Origin of the sequence: Sphingopyxis sp. (assembly GCF_050916055.1) — a bacterium.
GTDB lineage: Bacteria > Pseudomonadota > Alphaproteobacteria > Sphingomonadales > Sphingomonadaceae > Sphingopyxis.
Genome location: NZ_CP051527.1, coordinates 732,409 through 749,362, shown reverse-complemented (window position 1 = coordinate 749,362; position 16,954 = coordinate 732,409). Strand labels below are relative to the sequence as shown.

The following is a 16,954-nucleotide window of genomic DNA, read 5'->3' as shown; positions in this document are numbered from 1 at the left end:
ACGAGGCGACGCGGTGTTGCACTGCCATCATCACTATCGTCATGACGCAGGTTATATCGCGGTCTGCGTGCGCTGGCGTTGCCCCGAGCCCAAACCGGTCAGCGGCGAAGCGGGGCTTTTTCGGCCAGGTCGTTGCGAATGGTCGTTGCAGCAATGCCGCCGCCTCCCATCGCATGGCTGATCTGGTCGAGCCCCAGCACGACATCCCCTGCAGCATAGAGGCCGGTAACATCGGTGCGCTGATGGGTATCGACCTTCAGGCATCCAGCTTCGGACATCTCCGCGCCCAATGGCGCGGCAAGCTCGGAACAGACATCCGAACCCAAGGCCGGATAAAGACTATCGAACGAAAGTCGGTCGCCGTTGACCTGCAGCACGATAGCGTCGTGAGCCAACGCAATCGCCCGACAGCTGCCGACCACCTCGACACCCGCGTCACGCAATCGCCGATAATGGGCGTCATTCAGCTCGTGCCCGCCTTCGGGTGCGACCAGCGTGATGGCGGCGGTATAACTGCGCAGGAACAACGCTTCGTCGCAGCCGCGATCGCCGGTGCCGAGCACCGCGATCCGCCGGTCGGTGACTTCATACCCGTCGCAGATCGGGCAGTAGCGCAGCCGACCGTCGTTCAGCGCCTGTTGGTGCGCAGCGTCATCGAGCATCGCAGGACGCCGGTTGACTACGCCCGTCGCGAGCAGGACAGAGCGTGCATCAATGGCGGATCCTTCCATCATCGCGGTGAATGTGTCGCCGTTCCGCACGACGCTTTCGACCCGACCTTCATATAGATCGGCGTGGTAAAGTCGTGCCTGCTCGCGCATCCGCATCAGCAGGTCGTTCCCGGATATGCCATCGGGGAACCCGGCGTGATTGCGGGTCAGCGGGATCAGGCTTGCGCGACTTTGTCCGGCATCGACCACCGCCACCGACAAGTGATACCGGGCCAGATAGATTGCCGCGGTCAGCCCCGCCGGCCCGCCGCCGATGATCAGGCAGTCCAGCGAGGATGGCGCGGTGCGCGGCGCGTTTATCGTCCGGCCTCTGCAATAATCGTTGGAGACGGCGACCCTGAGCGTGCACCCGCGAAGTTTTCTCTTACAGCGGCGTTGCGCAAATCTGGAAACATTGCCTGCCCCTTCCCTTCCGGCGCGAAAGCACCGCTTCGTCCGGCGAACGGACAGGCCCAATCGGCGCCGACGGCGCGTCCCGAATATTGGCGCGCTTCTGAAACGGTGCCGTGCGGTGCAAGCATCGGGTTCGCATCGCCCGCCAGCGCCACGTCGCGGGCGATGATCGTGCTTCGCATCTTGTCATACACCCCGCCGGCCCGCAACTGGACGAACTGGTCGTGCAGGTTGAAGATCAGCGCCGGACGCTCGAACCGCCTTGCTGGCCGGCTTGCGCGTGGGTGCAGTCCGACAACGAAAAAGGCTTCGCCCCCAAAGCTCAGCGAAAAATGCGGATCGCGGGGATCGGCGCTGACGCGCGGGTCCGCGCGCTGCCCGTGAAAATCATCCTTGTCGGTTAAGGATTCCAGCCGCGCCCACAGGCAGCGCTCGAAAGCCTCTTCGTCGAGCTGATGGTCCGTTTCAAACAACACCGCGAGCGAATGGAACAGAGTTGGTTCGCGCGCGTAGCTTGACGCCAGATCGAGCAAATTGGGATAGATGCGCAGATCGTCCCACGCCGAACACATGTCGCGGCCGACAACGATCCGCATCTGTTCCTTCGCAAGCGCCGACTTGGCGCCGACGCAAGGAAAGGCCGGATCGCGGATGAACGCGTGGAAGCGTTGGGCCAGCGGGTGGCTAGAGTCATCGACGGGGTGAAGCATTCGCGAGTAACCGTCGGCCAGACTTCCGGTTGCGCCCGATTAACCTGGGTTGCATCGATTTGTCCGAGCCGGTTGGAAGGGGCACCAATCGAAGTTGATCGAGGTTAACGCGATTCCCCCGGTGGCCGAGCAACTTTCCCGGGGCCGCCCCCGTTGGTCGTTCGAAAAGGAACGATATCATGACCAACCCAACGCCCCCCGCCGCCGCCAAAAGCCGAAGCGGATATTTCGGCAAGTTCGTCGGCGCCGCAGTGCTCGGTGGCCTCTACTGGTTCACACGTGGCCGCAAGTCCGGCGTCCCAACCCTTGACTCGCATTCGGCCGCGCTCGCTGACCGCGAGACCGACCCGGAAAACTTCGACCAGACACGCTCGGCCGGTCCTGCCGGAATGCGCGATGCACCGAACCGCGACTGGGATCGGGTTGACGAAGCCGCCGACGAGTCCTTCCCTGCCAGCGATCCGCCCGCTTACTGACACGCCGGAGAGCGTCAGCGGTCAACGACCATTAAGGCCTCTGTGCGTCGCATCGTCGTCCGCGTCGCCTTAAGTGCGTTTGCGCGCGCATGGGCGTCTGCGCTCTCGCCATATTGCGGTCTGCGAATCCGCAGGAATAAACATGCCGCATGTCACCGTGTTGCAACCGGCCCACTCAGCGCGCGTTACAATTTCGTGACGGTCGCATTGCCATCCCGCTGGACCATATCCCGTGGCCGCTTCATGCGCTCCACCATTAGGATCAATTAGTTGGAATTGCTCAACCCCAACTTGTTCTGGCCGATCATCGGGGCAATCATCGCGAGCGCCATCATCGGTGCGGAACGTGAATATCGAGCGAGCCCCGCAGGCCTGCGCACGCATATCTTGGTCGGCTTGTCCTGCTGTCTGTTGATGCTTTCGGCTGTTCATCAAATGGAATGGCTGAACGATGCCCCGGTGGAGGTGGTCCGCATCGATCCGGTGCGCATGGCGCACGGTATTTTGACCGGCATCGGGTTCCTGTGCGGCGGGGTGATCTTTCGCGAGGGTTTCAACGTCCGCGGGCTGACCACCGCCGCGTCGCTTTGGATGACGGCGACGCTGGGCATCCTGTTCGGAATAGGCTTTTACGAACTGGCCATCTTTGCCGCGACCGCGACGGTGCTCGTCCTCGCTGCGGTCACGATTACCGATCGGCGCGCGCCGCAGCAGCGTATCGTCCATCTGAAGGCCCGTTATCGTCGTTCAGGGGCCGTCACGCTGAGCGATTTCGGCACGCTTCTCGCCGATCATAAGCTCCGATCCATCACCATCGATCAGTCGATGAACGACGATGTCGTGGAATATGGCGCCATCGCTCAAGGCTACAGCGAAAGCTGCGCCGAACAGCTGGCGGCGAGCCTGTCGAGCGACCCGAACGTCACAGGTTTTGAACTCCGTCCCCAACAGGCTTGATGGACGATCAGCCCTTCTTTGCGTTGAGCGCGTATCATGTCGGCATGGCGCTGATCGGCGCCGGGATCATCGCGGCATTTTGGTTGCCGCGCTTCCTGTCGGGGCGCGAACCGGCAGCATCGGCGCTGCTCATCCTGTTCGGGATCGCGATCTATTGGATATTGCCCGATGTCGCCAAAGCGCTCGATCCCCGCGCGGCGCCCAAATTCTGGGAGCTGGCGAGCGAACTTGCCGTGATCGTCGCCTTGTTCGGCACGGGCATCCGGATCGACGACCTTTCGAACTACCGCCGCTGGCGCCCGACGATCCGGTTGCTGGCGATCGCGATGCCGCTGACCATAGCCGCGGTGGCATTCATGGGCCTGGCATTCGCCGGGATGACGCTGGCGGGCGCGATCCTGCTCGGTGCAGTGCTCGCACCGACCGACCCCGTCCTCGCCGGCGAAGTCCAGGTCGGACCCCCGACCGAAGGCGAAGAGCAGCCGGTACGCTTTGCGCTCACCACCGAAGCGGGACTGAACGACGGGCTGGCTTTCCCGTTCGTGTATCTCGGCCTGCTCGTCGGCACGACGGGTTTTTCGGCCGCGATGCTGGGCGAGTGGCTATTGCTCGACGTCGTCTATCGCATCCTCGTCGGCTGCATCGGCGGCGCGGCAATTGGTTGGCTGCTTGCGCGTATCCTGTTCGTCATCCCGCGCGGCAACGTCCTCGCCGACACCGCCTCGGGCGTGCTCGCGATCGCCGGGGTATTGCTCTGCTATGGCGCGACCGAACTGGTAGAAGGCTATGGTTTCATCGCCTGCTTTGTCGCCGGGATCGTGCTGCGCCGGTTCGAGGCCAGCCATGAATTTCACGGCAAACTCCACAACTTCAACGAAGCGATCGAACTCGCGCTCACCGCGCTGCTGCTGATCCTGATCGGTGGCACGTTCCCGCTGCTGTTCGGTGAGCTCGACTGGGCGCACGCGGGCATCGGGATCGGCCTGCTGTTCATCGTGCGCCCGCTCGCCGGGTGGCTCAGCATGGTCGGCACCGACCTGCCGTCGCAGGACCGCCTCGTCGTCGCTTTCTATGGCGTGCGCGGAATCGGGTCGATCTACTATCTCGCCTATGCGACCAGCCATCTCGAACTGGTCAACGAGGGGCAATTGTGGGCCACGATTGCACTGACGATCCTGTTATCGACCGTCGTTCACGGATTCACGGCGGGACCGGTGGTCGATCACATCGTTCGGCGGCAGCGCGGTCGCCGCGCCTGCCGTTCCGAGCCGGAATAGTGGCCTCAATCAAGTGTTTCGCCGAAATTGAAACGTAACCGGCGCGGGTTCGGTAACTACGCCGCCAATCACCGCGTCCCGACCGCGCGCCTGCACCGTCTAAACGAGATGCCCCAGGTCCGCCGCAAATGGGGAGTTCCGGTCCGTCCGGTTTGACAAGTTGTAGCGCATGAGCCGTCGGCGCCAGGTCAGCTACCGAGGTCGCTTGGAGCGACGTGCGCTGCGGACGCCGTCTTCAGCCGCCAGTCGCCGCCAGCGCCCAAAACGCTCCATTTTAAGCGCGCCAGCCGCGATTGCAGTCTGGACTGCACAGCCCGGTTCACCGCCATGTGCACAATCCGAAAAACGGCACCTCTGCGCCATCTGGATGAAATCATCGAAAACCTCGGATATTCCTTCGGCGGCATCGGACAATTGAAGCTCGCGCATACCGGGCGTGTCGAGAAGCCACCCGCCCCGCGCCAGGCGATGCATCTCTCGAACGGTCGTCGTGTGGCGCCCTGTGTCGTCGCCAGTACGGATCGCCTGCGTGGCAATACTGTCCGAGCCGCGTAACGTATTGACCAGCGTCGACTTGCCGACGCCCGAAGATCCAAGAAGCGCAACGGTCTTACCCCTGCCGCACCATGACGCGAGATGGGCGACACTTTTGGGATCGCGGCAGTTGATGAGTTCGACGCACAGTCCAGGCTGGATCGCTCGTGCAGCAGCCGCGAAAGTCTCCGGCGTGCTTGTTAGGTCGGTCTTGGTCAGCACGACAGCCGGGTTCACCCCCACTTCGCGTGCCAGCACCAGGTAGCGCTCCAGCCGTGCGACGCTGAAATCCTGGTTACAGGAGGCGACGATGAAGAGGGTATCGACGTTGGCGGCAATCATCTGCTCTTTGCGCGGATCGCCCGGTGCGCGCCGCTTGAACAAGTTCATCCGGCGAAGGACGCATACGGTCTCCGCGGTGTCACGATCGATGAGCAGCCAGTCGCCGACCGTTGGATGGTCATCCAGCGGGCCGGCGCCGGAAATATAGGGAGAGATGAATCGAAGTGCTCCCGCGCCAGCGACAGCGATTTTACCGCGATGAACTGCCATTACCCGGACGGGTTGACATTGTTTGGACTGTTGCGTGGTCACCTGCGCGCTGAAAAAATCATTCCAGCCCAGCTCTTCCAAAGTTTCGCGGGTCGATTGCATAAAGCTGCGAGGCGTCCTGTTCGACCCGAAAACCGTCTTTCCCGCTTTGGTCAGCAGCCGGGCTTACTATATGGGGTGCGATGGCCGGATAGCGAGGAGGCGACGAACCTACCGGCGGCAAGACGACCACGCGATATCACGATCCTGCTATGGCGCGGCTTCGATTGATGCGACCTCGTCCGTGTGGACTAGGAAGGACGTGACCTGTGTGGGTCCGAATGCCGTGGTGAGCGCGGTATCGGTAGCGTCGCGGCCGCGTGCCATCAAGATGCGGCCGATACGCGGGCGATTGTGACGTGCGTCATGGGTGTACCAGTTGCCGTCGATGTAAACATCGAACCAAGCAGAAAAGTCCATCGGCGCATCGACCGGCGGGATGCCGATATCGCCGAGATAGCCGGTGCAATAGCGCGCCGGAATGTTCATGCAGCGGCACAGCGTGATAGCGAGATGGGCGAAGTCGCGGCAGACGCCCTGCTTCTCCTGATAGGCGTTCCAGGCGGTTTTGTCCGAGCGCGCATGTTCATAGCCGAACTTGATGTGATGGTGGACGAACGCCACAATCGCATCGACGCGGTCGCGCGCCGACCCGATATGCGCAAACTCCGCCCAAGCGACGCCCATCAGACGGTCGGTTTCGCAATAGCGGCTGCTTAGCAGGTAAATGAGAACGTCGTCCGGAAGCTGCTCGACGGGGGTCGGCGGCGCATCAGGCGCGCGGACGTCTTCGAGACCGCTGTCCTCGATCACGAAATCGGCTGACAGGGTGACCCCGCCCGCTGGGACGGTGAGGCGCGTGCAGATGTTCCCGAAACTGTCCTCATAATTGTAGATCGGAATGACCGGAACCGTCTCGATCTGTTGCGGCGTCTGTAGATCCTTTTGCCGCGACGGATGGATGCTGAGCATCGCCATCATCGGCGTCGCACTCGCGGTCTCGAAGCGTATTTCATATCCGGCCCTGATCAACACGTTTACGAATTCCTCATCTTGCCGGCGCTCCGGCTGTTGGTGGCTCCGCCCGAACGAAGGACAGCATCGTGATCGGCTTCGGTGCCCAGCTTCACCTCGACGGTGACATCCATGCCGAGGTAGCTCGCAGGAAAGCCGCTCCAGCTCCCCGACAAAGGCACCGCCTGATAGGGATCGCGCGCGACCGCGACGCGGACGAGGCCGCGGCTGCCGACGATGCCATTGGTGGGGTCGAACTCGATCCAGCCCGAGCCGGGCAAGAATACGCGCACCCAAGCGTGGGTGTTGCCGCCGCCGACGCGGCCTTCGCTGCGAGATGGGCTACAGACATATCCCGATACGAACCGGGCCGCGAGACCGAGCGCGCGGACGGCCTCGATCATTAGCACCGCGAAATCGCGGCAGGTGCCCTGGCGGAGCGTCAGCGTCTCGATCGGCGACTGCGTCCCTTTCTCGTGACGCGCGACATATGTGAAGCTCTGCCTGATCGTCGTCGTCATGTCGGTGAGCATCGCGAGGGTATCGGTGGGTCCGTCCTTTCGAAGAAAATCGTTCGCCCATCTATCGATCACGCGTCCGACGTCGAGATATTGCCGTTCGATCGAGCGCAGGAGATCAGGCATATCCTCGGAGGCATAGGTGAACGGAAAATAGCACGCATAATCCTCGATATCGATCTGCTCGTGTTCAAGCGGCGCATGATCGAGGGTCATCTCGCTCACCACCCGCAGCAAATTCGCGCGGGTGTCGAACAGCGCGATGGCGACCGAATTCCCGAGGACGTCATGCAGCCATCGCAGTTCGCAAGGCGAGGGGGATATATCGAGCTTGGCCTTTACAAGACGCTGGTCGAAACTCTCTCGCGGCCGCATCATGATCCTGTGCTCGCCGAAGATCACCGGCTGCCGATATCTATATTCGGTCGTATGGCGGATCGTGAGCAAAGGCATGGAAGGCTTTCGTGATGACGCTTCGTGAAAACACCCTCCTCGGGACGGCCGATCCTGCGGCGGCTCAGCTCTTCAACGCGAGCGGGCAGTCTCCGTTCCTTATCATCGGCGATCACGCCGGAAATGCGATCCCACATCGACTGGGAACATTGGGCCTGACGGAGGCCGACCGCGCGCGCCACATCGCATGGGACATTGGTGTGCATGATCTTGGGAATGCGCTCGCCCAAGCTCTCGACGCACCTTTCATTTTTCAACATTATTCGCGGCTCGTCGTCGACTGCAACCGCGATCCAGCCCATCCCGACGCAGTGCCAGCGGTCTCGGATAGAAGCGCGATCCCGGGAAATGCTGCGCTCACGGACGACAATCTTGCTGCCCGGGTCGCGGCAATCCACGCGCCTTATCACGCGCGGATCGCGGAGGAGCTGGCACAACGTGCCGCTGCGGCGCAGCCCACGGTACTCATCGCCCTGCACAGCTTCACACCAACGCTTGGCGGCACGTCGCGGCCGTGGGATATTGGCATCCTCCATGACAGCGGCGACACGCGCTTCGCGAAAGCGCTGCTAGCGGACCTGGTTGCGCGCCCGAATATCAAGGTCGGCGATAATGAACCCTATCGGATGGATGCTACCGACTACAGTGTGCCGCGACACACATACCCTGCTGGCCTTCCCTATGCCGAGATCGAAATAAGGCAGGATCTTCTTGCCGACGCAGCCGGGGTCGCGGCTTGGAGCCGCACCCTCGGCTCCGCTTTTAAAAAGACCCTGCAACGTACCGCAACGGCAGGCGCAGCCGCCTAGCGGCGCCCTCGGTTCCCTAGGTGTTTACGGCACACGGCCGAGTGCGACGCATACCGCAATTGCCGAACTCTGGGCTGCCTTTAGCCGGTTGGAGACAGTCCGCTTCCGGCGGTAAATCGAGAAGAGCAGACGCTTGATCATGGGTGGATCCTATGACTGCAACCGACCGTTTTCGGTCATCGCTTTGAATTGGCGGGATTGTTAAAGGTAGGCGCTCAAGATGGCTTGAGTTGGAGGGAGCAACGATGATCGAGCAACACGGCAGCTGCCATTGCGGACGGGTTCACTTGGTAATGCGCGACGAGCCAACCGAAGTCGGCGAATGCAATTGCTCGATTTGTCGGCGAAACCGTGTGCAAAGCCTCCATCGACCCATCCGTTCAGCGTTGCCTTGCCATCATCCCCGGACTTACTTACTCTCACGCGCGTGAACAACGCTGAGGCGATGTGGCTCGAATTCTGTGGCGACACGCTGAAAACGGACAGGCGAGGATGGCATGAACGCCCCGACCCGACGCGGATTCCTCGCTGCGGCGGGCGCGCTGCCATTGACGGTGGCGGCGTCCGCCGGCGAGGCCGCCGCGACAAATCGCATAGCGGCCGATGTGGATGCATATATTGGATTTGGGAATAAGCAGTCGGGTGGCGATGGCGACCGCGCGTGCGGTCACTGGCTTGCCGGCGAGCTCGAAGCGGCAGGCTTCGCGGTCCAGATGCCAAAGCTGTCCGTTCCGTTTTTCGATGCCGAGCAGTGCACGATAACAGCGGGCGACGCCCGCGCCATTATTCGGCCGCAGCCGATCGTGGTGCCAACGCCTCCAACGGGTGGATCGGGGCCGCTGGTGCGCGTCGATGGCGCAGGACAGGCCAGCGCACCGCTTGCCGGGGCGATCGCACTGATCGACCTGCCCTATGGCCGATGGTCCTCAGCGCTGGCAAAGCCGATCCGCGGCCCAATTGACCATGCCCTCGCTGCCGGCGCTAAGGCGGCCATCGTCGTCACCAACGGCCCAACCGGCAAGATTATCGCGCTTAATGCCGACGGCCGTGCGCCGATGTTCGGGGCGCCGGTGGGACTGATCGCGCCGGAAGATGCAGGTCCGTTTCTCCACGCCGCAATGTCGCACCGGACGGCGACCGTCACGCTGGCGGGCAAAGAGGGGCGCCGTCCGGCATTCAACGTCATCGGCCGTATCGACCGCGGCAAAGACCGGTGGATCACAGTTTCCACGCCGCGATCAGGCTGGACTGATTGTGCCGGCGAGCGCGGCGGCGGGATCGCGGCGTGGCTCCACCTCGCGCGCGAAGCGCCAAAGCTGTTTCCCGATCACGACCTCGCCTTCCTGTGCAACAGCGGACATGAATATGAGAATCTGGGCGCCGAAGAGGCGTTGAAGGCGGTCGCGCCGAAGCCTGCCCAGACGCATTTCTGGCTCCACCTCGGCGCCAATCTCGCGGCGCGCGACTGGCATGAGGGGCTATTCGGGCTGTCACCGATCGGTGGAACCGATTCGCAACGCTATCTGGTCGTCAGCCCTCCCCTGCTGCCGGTTGCACGCCGCTTGTTCGCAGGACTTGCGGGGCTCGAGACGCCCTACTCCAGCGACAAATTGTCGGCCGGTGAGCTGACCGCGATCATCGCCGCCGGCTATCCTTCGGTCGCGGGCATCTTCGGCGTTCATCGCTTCCACCATGTCGAGGGTGATGACGCGCGATGCGTCGATGCCGCCGCCGTTGCCAATACAACGGCGGCGTTCCGCGAATTGCTGATCGTCGCCGCGCGCTAGATTCGGATCGGCGCGCGGCGGCCTGTCACCACGGCGTTCAGGCTTCGATGTCGCGCTTGTAGGTTTCGGGCAGGAAGAGGATGCCGACGATGGCGGTGACACCCGCGATCACCACCGCATACCACAGCCCCTGATAGATATTGCCCGTCGCCGCGACCATCGCAAAGCCGATCGTCGGCATGAAGCCGCCGATCCAGCCATTGCCGATGTGGTAGGGCAGCGACAGCGAGGTGTAGCGGATACGCGCCGGGAACAGTTCGACGAGCAGCGCCGCTAGCGGACCATAGACCATCGTCGCCAGCACGCCGAAGACGCAGAGGATCATGATCACCTTGACCTTGTTCACCTGTGCCGGGTCGGCCTTGTCGGGATAACCCGCCGCGTCGAGTTCCGTCTTTGCCGCCGCCGCGAATCCCGCGACTGCCGCGGCTCGACCTTCCGCGCCTAGTCCCGACGGGTCCGGAACGGGCAGCACGGTGTCGCCAATCTGTACCGACGCCACCGTTCCTGCCAGCGCGTCGATGTTGGCATAGTTGACGCCGGCCTTTGCCAGATAGGATTTGGCGATGTCGCAGCTCGTCCGGTCAAACGTGTTCTTGCCGATCGGATCAAACTGGAACGAGCATTCGCCAGCATGCGCGACCACCGTTACCGGCGCGCGCTCGACCGCCGCGGCCATCGCCGGGTTCGCGGCACCGACCAGCGCCTTGTAGAGTGGGAAATAGACGAAAAGCGCGATGACGCAGGCGGTCATCATGATCGGCTTGCGCCCGATCTTGTCGCTGAGCCAGCCGAAGAAGACAAAGCAGGGGATGATCAGCATCAGCGCGGTGGCGACAAGGAAGTTGGCGGTCGCGCCATCGACCCGCGCAATGCGTTCGAGAAAGAAGAGCGGATAGAGATGCGCGGCAAAACCAATCACCGCCTGCCCCGCCACCGCGCCAAAGAGCGCGATCAGCACGATCTTCAGATTTTTCCACTCGCCGAACGCTTCGGTCAGCGGCGCCTTCGACGTGGCCCCCTGTGCTTTCATCCGCTGAAAAACCGGACTTTCTTCCAGCTGGAAACGGATCCACAGCGTGACCGTGAGCAGCACGATCGAGAAGATGAAAGGAATGCGCCAGCCCCAGGCGAGAAAGGCTTCAGCGTCCATTACCGTGCGGAGCCCGACGACCAGCGACGAGGCAAGGATCAACCCCAGCATCGCCGTGGTCTGGATAAAGCTGGTATAGAAGCCGCGTTTTCCGGGCGGGGCATGCTCGGCGACATAGACCGCCGCGCCGCCATATTCGCCGCCGATCGCCAGTCCCTGCAGCAAACGTAGGACCATGAGGATGATCGGCGCCGCAATCCCGATGCTGTCATACCCGGGCAGGAAACCGACGGCGAAGGTCGACAGGCCCATGATCGCCATGGTGACGAGGAAGGTGTTCTTGCGCCCGACGATGTCGCCGATCCGCCCGAACACCAGCGCCCCGAACGGGCGTATGGCGAACCCGGCAGCAAAGGCCATCAGCGCCAGGATGAAACCGGTGGTCTCGTTCACCCCCGAAAAGAAGTGAAGCGACAGCGCGCTGGCGAGCAGGCCATAGAGGTAGAAATCATACCATTCGAACACGGTGCCCAGCGATGAGCCGATAATGACGCGCCGTTCGGTCTTTCGCTTCTCCGCCGCCGTCGGCGAGGCATCTGTTTCGCTAGCCATGTCTCTCTCCCATGATGACCCGGCAGCGACGGCGAGCTCTTGTCCGGCCCGTCCGCCACGCCCCCGGGGAACTCAGTGTGCGACCGCCATCGTCGGCGCGGTGAAGCCGGCTTTCGCGAGCTCGCGCTCGGCCTGCGTAAAGCCATAAGCCGGGACGATCTCGTCGCGACGGTCGGTCACGCGCTCCCATTCAGCCGCGACGCGCGCGCCCGCATCGTCGCCGCGCCCGATGAACGCGCCTTCGGTCAGCGTGATATTGGCCGCGGCAAAATGGCCGGCGCCGGCACACAGAATCGCGCGCGTCGGCGCGTCGTCGCCGACCAGTGCAAGCAACCCGGGGCTCACCGCGTCGGGCGCGAGCTGGGCCAGCGCATCGGGAGCGAGCACGCCTTCGGTCATTGCGGTTGCCGCGGTCGGAGCCAGGCAATTGACGCGGACATTGTGCTTTTCGCCTTCGATCGCGAGCGTCTGCATCAGCCCGACGAGCGCCATCTTTGCCGCGCCATAATTGGCCTGCCCGAAATTGCCGTAGAGCCCAGATGACGAGGTCGTCATCACGATCCGGCCGAAACGCCGCGCGCGCATCTGGTCCCATACCGCCTTCGAACAGACCGCCGCGCCGATCAGATGGACGTCGACGACGAGGCGGAAGTCGGCAAGATCCATCTTCGCAAAGCTCTTGTCGCGCAGGATGCCCGCATTGTTGATCAGGATGTGGACCCCGCCCCATGCGCGGGTCGCGGTATCGACCATATCCGCGACCGCCGCCTCGTCGGTGACCGACGCCGCTGCGGCGAGCGCATCGCCGCCCGCCGCGACAATCTCTTCAGCGACGGCTTCGGCCGCCGCGCCCTGCATGTCGTTGACCATCACCCGTGCGCCATGGCGCGCCAGCAACAAGGCGTGCGACCGGCCCAGCCCCCCGCCGGCCCCCGTGACGATCGCAACCCGTCCTGATAAATCCATCCCCGCCGTCTCCTCGCTTCGCATATTAATAACTCACTAGTGAGTGAATTAAACGATCGACCCGATTTCGCTTTGTCTCGCCTTATTCAGCCGTCGCGATCTTGTCGGCGCTGATTGCAGATGTCGCGGAAACCCGCGGCCATGAAGCGCGCCATGCGAGCCTTCACGGCTTCATAGTCGTCCGACCGGCAAAGCCCGTGCGACAATTTGTCGATACGCCCGGTGCGCGCCAGCGTCAGCATCAGCGCCCCGGTGACGAAATGATAGCCCCAGAAAATATCCTCTTCTGCGGCATCGGGCAGCGCCTTCTTCAAAATCGCGATCAGGCGGAGCACGACGGGATCGAAATATTTGTCCATGAATTCGGCGCCCTCGGGACTGTTCGACGCCTGCGCCCCGAACGCGCCATAATTTTTCCAGCCTTCGCCGCCCTGGATATAGAGATCGAGGTCGGTATCGAGGAAAGCGTGTAACGCACCCTCGACGGTCGGGGCGTCGCCCGCCGCACGCTCATAATCGTCGAGCGCCTGCATGCGCTTGTCGATCGTCACCACCGCGCGGCGCGCAAAGACCGCGTCGAACAGCGTTCGCTTGTCGTCGAAATAATAGTTGAGCAGCGTGTGATGGACACCGACCTGTTTGGCGACGTCCTTCAGCGTTACGCCGTGGAAGCCATGCTGCGAGAACAGCAGTTCGGCCGTGTCGAGGATCTGCTCCATCATCTCGGCGCGCTGTTCCGCCTTGGTCGGTCGCTTCGCTAAAGTCTTCGCCTTCGACGCCAAATTCGCTTCCTTCTGCTCGATCGTTTCTGCCGCCGTGATCCGCATTTGGCCTACACCTGTCCGTATTCGGCCCGCAATTGCAATTTGTCGATCTTGCCCGTGGGCGCCAGCGGCATGACGTCCAGCCGAACGATTGCGTCAGGCACCCACCAGGACGCCACCCTGCCGCTGAGCGGCGCGAGCAGTTCGGCATCGCTGACCGACGGATCGCAGGCTTCGACGAGCAGGATCGGGCGCTCGCCCCATTTGGGATCCGATCGCCCAATGACCGCGGCGAGCGACACCTGCGGCAAGGCGCCGACGATTGCTTCGATCTCGGCCGGATTGATCCACTCACCGCCCGATTTGATCAGATCCTTGGCGCGGCCCGTGATCGTCAGATTGCCCGACCTGTCGATCCGCGCCAGGTCACCGGTATCGAACCAGCCATCGGCGTCGGTCGCGGGCTCTGTCTGCCCGAAATAGCGTTCGACGACCGAGCCACCGCGCACGCGCAAATGCCCTTCCCCGCCGCGCTGTTCGGCAAGCGCCGCGCCGTCGGCGTCGGTCAGCAACAGGTCGATCCCCATCGCGGGGCGTCCGGATAGCGAAGGCTTGCGCGCCGGGTCGCCGGGGAGCGCCGCGGTGCCGAGCGGCGACAATTCGGTCATGCCCCAGCTCGTCTGCACCTCGACGCCGAGCCGTTGTTCGATCCGGTCCATCAACGCCGGCGGCATCGACGATCCGCCGACGAGGATGCGTTCGAGCGACGGCACCTCGCCGCCTTCGGACTCCAGATGTTCGACAAGACCCAGCCAGACGGTCGGAACCCCGACCGCGGCGGTCACCCCTTCGCTGCGAATCAACCGCGCCAGATGCGCGCCGTCGCTATGGCGGCCGGGAAGCACCAGCTTCGCGCCCACCGCGGGGGCGGTGAAGGGGATGCCCCACGCATTGGCGTGAAACATCGGCACGACGGGCATCACCGCATCGCGCGCGGTGATGCCGAGCACATCGGCCTGAAGCTGGCGCATCGTGTGCAGGAAGCAACCGCGATGCGTATAGGTGACGCCCTTCGGCGCCCCGGTGCTGCCCGAGGTGAAGCAAAGCCCCGACGGACTCGTCTCGTCGAACCCGCCCCACACGGCATCGGCGTCAGACGACGCGATGAGCCGATCGAGCGAGCGCGCGTCATCATCGGCGTCGAGCAGCAGGATATGGCGAACCGAAGCAAGATTGCGCGCCGCGTCCTCGGCCAGTGGCAGCAGGTCGGGGCTGACGAGCAGAACCGCGGCTTCGGACTGCGACAGCATCGAGCCGAGCTGCGCAGGTGTCAGGCGCGGGTTGAGCGTGTGGCAGATCGCGCCCATGCCCATGATCCCATACCACGCCTCGACATGCCCCTGCGTATTCCAGGCAAGCGTCGCAATCCGGTCGCCCTGCACGATCCCGAGACGCGCTAGGGCGACCGAGACGCGAAGCGCACGATCGCGCAGCGCGGCATAGCCGATGCGCCGGACCGCACCCTCCGCTCCCGCCGACACCACTTCGGCGTCGGAATGCCATTTTGCGGCGTGGGAGAGGAATTTGTCGAGCGTCAACGCATAGGTCTGCATCGATCCGTCGATCATTGGCATCCCGCGACTTTCGGCGGCAGCGGGGGCGATATGACGCCAATATTCCAGTTCCACGGAATATCGCCCGCGGCGCGGCGGCGACAGACCACCGCTTCGTGCAGCGCCGACACGCCAGGGTACAGATTATGCCCGGCGCGCGGTTCACCGGCGAAACGCATAACGCCCCGCTTGTCGGCATAGTCGGGCCAGTCAGGTTGGTTCTTGGCGCTCGGGGTTCCCGTCGCCGCGAAGCTCGCCCAATAATTGGTCATCGCAACCGACAATTTCTTTTCGGCAAGCGTGTCGGGGATCTTTGGCCAGAGCGGCGGCGTGCGCGTCGCGGTTCCAAAAACATAGGGAAGCTCGGCAGCGTGAAAGGCATGTAGATTCCATTCCTGCGTCGCCGGATAGCCATGGTCGAACAGATAATAATAGGATCGCTGACCGAGTGCCGACTGGTTCGACACCAGCCGCTCCGACGTCCAGCCGTACATCGCATCGCGGGTCGCGGCGAGCATGCTTTCGTCGATCGTCTGCGCCGGATAGCGCGCGAGGAACAGGTCAGCGAGTTCGCCATAACCGGCGCGGATCGCCGCCTCATAGGCCGCCGCATCGGCCGGCGCCTTGGGCAACAGAAAGCGTAGCGAACGGATCTCGCCGCTGTTGAACCCGGCGAGGATCGGAACGGGCGCCTGCTCGCCCTTGTCGAATGTCTCAACCAGCTGGCGCGGCACGACCTTGCCGTCGATGGTCGGGAACGGGAAAAAACCCGTCGCCGGCGCCTTGGATGCGATTTCTTCCGCCGGCATCGCGCGCAACGCCGCGAGGTCGGTCGCGCCGAGCTTCGCGGCCAGACCCCTGCCCAACTCTTCGGCGGGGACCATGCCGTTGATTGTGGCACGCAATCCGGATGCCGATACCATATAGGCGCTCTGCGCGATCGCCTTGTGGAACAGCCCGCGCGCCTTGGGCGCCGCCATCAGATACATGACGCTGAGCGCGCCCGCCGATTCCCCGGCGATGGTGACGTTGCCGTCATCGCCGCCAAAGGCACCAATGTTGCGCTTGACCCATTCGAGCGCCGCGACCTGGTCGAGCAACCCGTAGTTGCCCGACACGCGATCAGGCGATTCCGCGCTGAGCTCTGGGTGCGCCAGATAGCCCAGCACCCCAAGACGATAGTTGATCGACACGACGACCAGCCCGCGCTTTGCCAGCGCACTTCCGTCATAGAGCGGCTCCGCGCCCGATCCGGCGGTCAGCGAGCCGCCGTGGATCCACAGGAACACCGGCGCACCGCGAGCATCCTTCGGCGCCCAGATGTTGAGCGAGAGGCAATCCTCGCTCATCGTCGGCATCTCACCGGCGTATATCGAGGCCGCGCGCGGCTTTGGCTGCGTGCACGCGGCGCCGAACTTCGTCGCATCGCGCACGCCGTTCCACGACCTGGCGCCTGCCGGTGGACGCCAACGGCGCTCGCCGACGGGCGGCGCGGCATAGGGAATGCCCTTGAAAACCTGCACCCCGCCCTCCTCACGCCCGCGCAGGCTGCCGGCCGGCGCCTCGACCACCGGATCATCAGCGAGCGCCGGGCCGGGCGCAGCGAGCGCCAGCGCCATGGCCAGGTTTTTCCAGCGTCCCTTCATCGCGACGTCC

15 protein-coding genes are annotated in these 16,954 nt (G+C 63.5%); 5 read left to right on the top strand and 10 right to left on the bottom strand.

The annotated features are described in order from the left end of the window. Positions 1–98: 98 nt before the first annotated feature. Both HEQ22_RS03710 and gntA read right to left on the bottom strand, forming a co-directional pair. The gene (locus HEQ22_RS03710; RefSeq protein ID WP_432770934.1) at positions 99–1,031 is read right to left on the bottom strand and encodes an NAD(P)/FAD-dependent oxidoreductase; all 933 of its coding nucleotides are present in this window, start codon (positions 1,029–1,031) and stop codon (positions 99–101) included. Next, positions 1,028–1,834: a guanitoxin biosynthesis heme-dependent pre-guanitoxin N-hydroxylase GntA gene (gntA, locus tag HEQ22_RS03705; protein WP_432769855.1), complete on the bottom strand. Its 807-nt coding sequence runs from the start codon at positions 1,832–1,834 to the stop codon at positions 1,028–1,030. Before gntA ends, HEQ22_RS03710 begins: the two co-directional genes overlap by 4 nt. Before the next feature lie 179 nt (positions 1,835–2,013). Here gntA and HEQ22_RS03700 point away from each other — a divergent pair, with 179 nt between their 5' ends. From HEQ22_RS03700 to HEQ22_RS03690, 3 genes are all read left to right on the top strand, one after another. Further along, a complete protein-coding gene (locus HEQ22_RS03700) occupies positions 2,014–2,310 on the top strand; it encodes a hypothetical protein (RefSeq protein WP_432769854.1) in 297 nt (98 codons plus the stop codon). 270 nt (positions 2,311–2,580) lie between these two features. Beyond that, the gene (locus HEQ22_RS03695; RefSeq protein ID WP_432769853.1) at positions 2,581–3,267 is read left to right on the top strand and encodes an MgtC/SapB family protein; all 687 of its coding nucleotides are present in this window, start codon (positions 2,581–2,583) and stop codon (positions 3,265–3,267) included. Next, positions 3,267–4,544, top strand: a complete 1,278-nt coding sequence (locus HEQ22_RS03690) for a cation:proton antiporter (RefSeq protein ID WP_432769852.1) — start codon at positions 3,267–3,269, stop codon at positions 4,542–4,544. Before HEQ22_RS03695 ends, HEQ22_RS03690 begins: the two co-directional genes overlap by 1 nt. Positions 4,545–4,736: 192 nt before the next feature. On the opposite strand, the gene rsgA is transcribed toward HEQ22_RS03690, so the two are convergent. From rsgA to HEQ22_RS03675, 3 genes are all read right to left on the bottom strand, one after another. Continuing rightward, a complete protein-coding gene (gene rsgA / locus HEQ22_RS03685; protein ID WP_432769851.1) occupies positions 4,737–5,732 on the bottom strand; it encodes a ribosome small subunit-dependent GTPase A in 996 nt (331 codons plus the stop codon). Positions 5,733–5,879: 147 nt separating this feature from the next. Beyond that, the gene (locus tag HEQ22_RS03680; RefSeq protein ID WP_432769850.1) at positions 5,880–6,704 is read right to left on the bottom strand and encodes a transglutaminase-like domain-containing protein; all 825 of its coding nucleotides are present in this window, start codon (positions 6,702–6,704) and stop codon (positions 5,880–5,882) included. Between the two features lie 2 nt (positions 6,705–6,706). Next, positions 6,707–7,654: a transglutaminase family protein gene (locus HEQ22_RS03675; protein WP_432769849.1), complete on the bottom strand. Its 948-nt coding sequence runs from the start codon at positions 7,652–7,654 to the stop codon at positions 6,707–6,709. Between the two features lie 14 nt (positions 7,655–7,668). Here HEQ22_RS03675 and HEQ22_RS03670 point away from each other — a divergent pair, with 14 nt between their 5' ends. Further along, complete coding sequence (locus HEQ22_RS03670) at positions 7,669–8,463, top strand: N-formylglutamate amidohydrolase (RefSeq protein ID WP_432770933.1); 795 nt, start codon at positions 7,669–7,671, stop codon at positions 8,461–8,463. 605 nt (positions 8,464–9,068) lie between these two features. Beyond that, a complete protein-coding gene (locus tag HEQ22_RS03665) occupies positions 9,069–10,250 on the top strand; it encodes a hypothetical protein (protein WP_432769848.1) in 1,182 nt (393 codons plus the stop codon). A 37-nt stretch (positions 10,251–10,287) separates the two neighbouring features. On the opposite strand, the gene HEQ22_RS03660 is transcribed toward HEQ22_RS03665, so the two are convergent. From HEQ22_RS03660 to HEQ22_RS03640, 5 genes are all read right to left on the bottom strand, one after another. Then, positions 10,288–11,955: an MFS transporter gene (locus tag HEQ22_RS03660; RefSeq protein ID WP_432769847.1), complete on the bottom strand. Its 1,668-nt coding sequence runs from the start codon at positions 11,953–11,955 to the stop codon at positions 10,288–10,290. 72 nt (positions 11,956–12,027) lie between these two features. After that, on the bottom strand, positions 12,028–12,921 hold the full coding sequence (locus tag HEQ22_RS03655) for an SDR family NAD(P)-dependent oxidoreductase (protein WP_432769846.1): 894 nt from the start codon (positions 12,919–12,921) through the stop codon (positions 12,028–12,030). 86 nt (positions 12,922–13,007) lie between these two features. After that, entirely contained in the window at positions 13,008–13,748 is a 741-nt protein-coding gene (locus tag HEQ22_RS03650; protein WP_432769845.1) for a TetR/AcrR family transcriptional regulator, read from the bottom strand. 5 nt (positions 13,749–13,753) lie between these two features. Further along, complete coding sequence (locus HEQ22_RS03645) at positions 13,754–15,319, bottom strand: AMP-binding protein (protein ID WP_432769844.1); 1,566 nt, start codon at positions 15,317–15,319, stop codon at positions 13,754–13,756. Continuing rightward, on the bottom strand, positions 15,310–16,944 hold the full coding sequence (locus tag HEQ22_RS03640) for a carboxylesterase/lipase family protein (RefSeq protein ID WP_432769843.1): 1,635 nt from the start codon (positions 16,942–16,944) through the stop codon (positions 15,310–15,312). Before HEQ22_RS03640 ends, HEQ22_RS03645 begins: the two co-directional genes overlap by 10 nt. Positions 16,945–16,954: the final 10 nt, after the last annotated feature.

Excerpts from the sequence above, each read along its gene's own strand:
- gntA (WP_432769855.1), bottom strand. The coding sequence starts at position 1,834 with ATGCTTCACCCCGTCGATGACTCTAGCCACCCGCTGGCCCAACGCTTC.
- HEQ22_RS03700 (WP_432769854.1), top strand. The coding sequence starts at position 2,014 with ATGACCAACCCAACGCCCCCCGCCGCCGCCAAAAGCCGAAGCGGATAT.
- HEQ22_RS03690 (WP_432769852.1), top strand. The coding sequence starts at position 3,267 with ATGGACGATCAGCCCTTCTTTGCGTTGAGCGCGTATCATGTCGGCATG.
- rsgA (WP_432769851.1), bottom strand. The coding sequence starts at position 5,732 with ATGCAATCGACCCGCGAAACTTTGGAAGAGCTGGGCTGGAATGATTTT.
- HEQ22_RS03675 (WP_432769849.1), bottom strand. The coding sequence starts at position 7,654 with ATGCCTTTGCTCACGATCCGCCATACGACCGAATATAGATATCGGCAG.
- HEQ22_RS03670 (WP_432770933.1), top strand. The coding sequence starts at position 7,669 with ATGACGCTTCGTGAAAACACCCTCCTCGGGACGGCCGATCCTGCGGCG.
- HEQ22_RS03660 (WP_432769847.1), bottom strand. The coding sequence starts at position 11,955 with ATGGCTAGCGAAACAGATGCCTCGCCGACGGCGGCGGAGAAGCGAAAG.
- HEQ22_RS03655 (WP_432769846.1), bottom strand. The coding sequence starts at position 12,921 with ATGGATTTATCAGGACGGGTTGCGATCGTCACGGGGGCCGGCGGGGGG.
- HEQ22_RS03650 (WP_432769845.1), bottom strand. The coding sequence starts at position 13,748 with ATGCGGATCACGGCGGCAGAAACGATCGAGCAGAAGGAAGCGAATTTG.
- HEQ22_RS03645 (WP_432769844.1), bottom strand. The coding sequence starts at position 15,319 with ATGCCAATGATCGACGGATCGATGCAGACCTATGCGTTGACGCTCGAC.
- HEQ22_RS03640 (WP_432769843.1), bottom strand. The coding sequence starts at position 16,944 with ATGAAGGGACGCTGGAAAAACCTGGCCATGGCGCTGGCGCTCGCTGCG.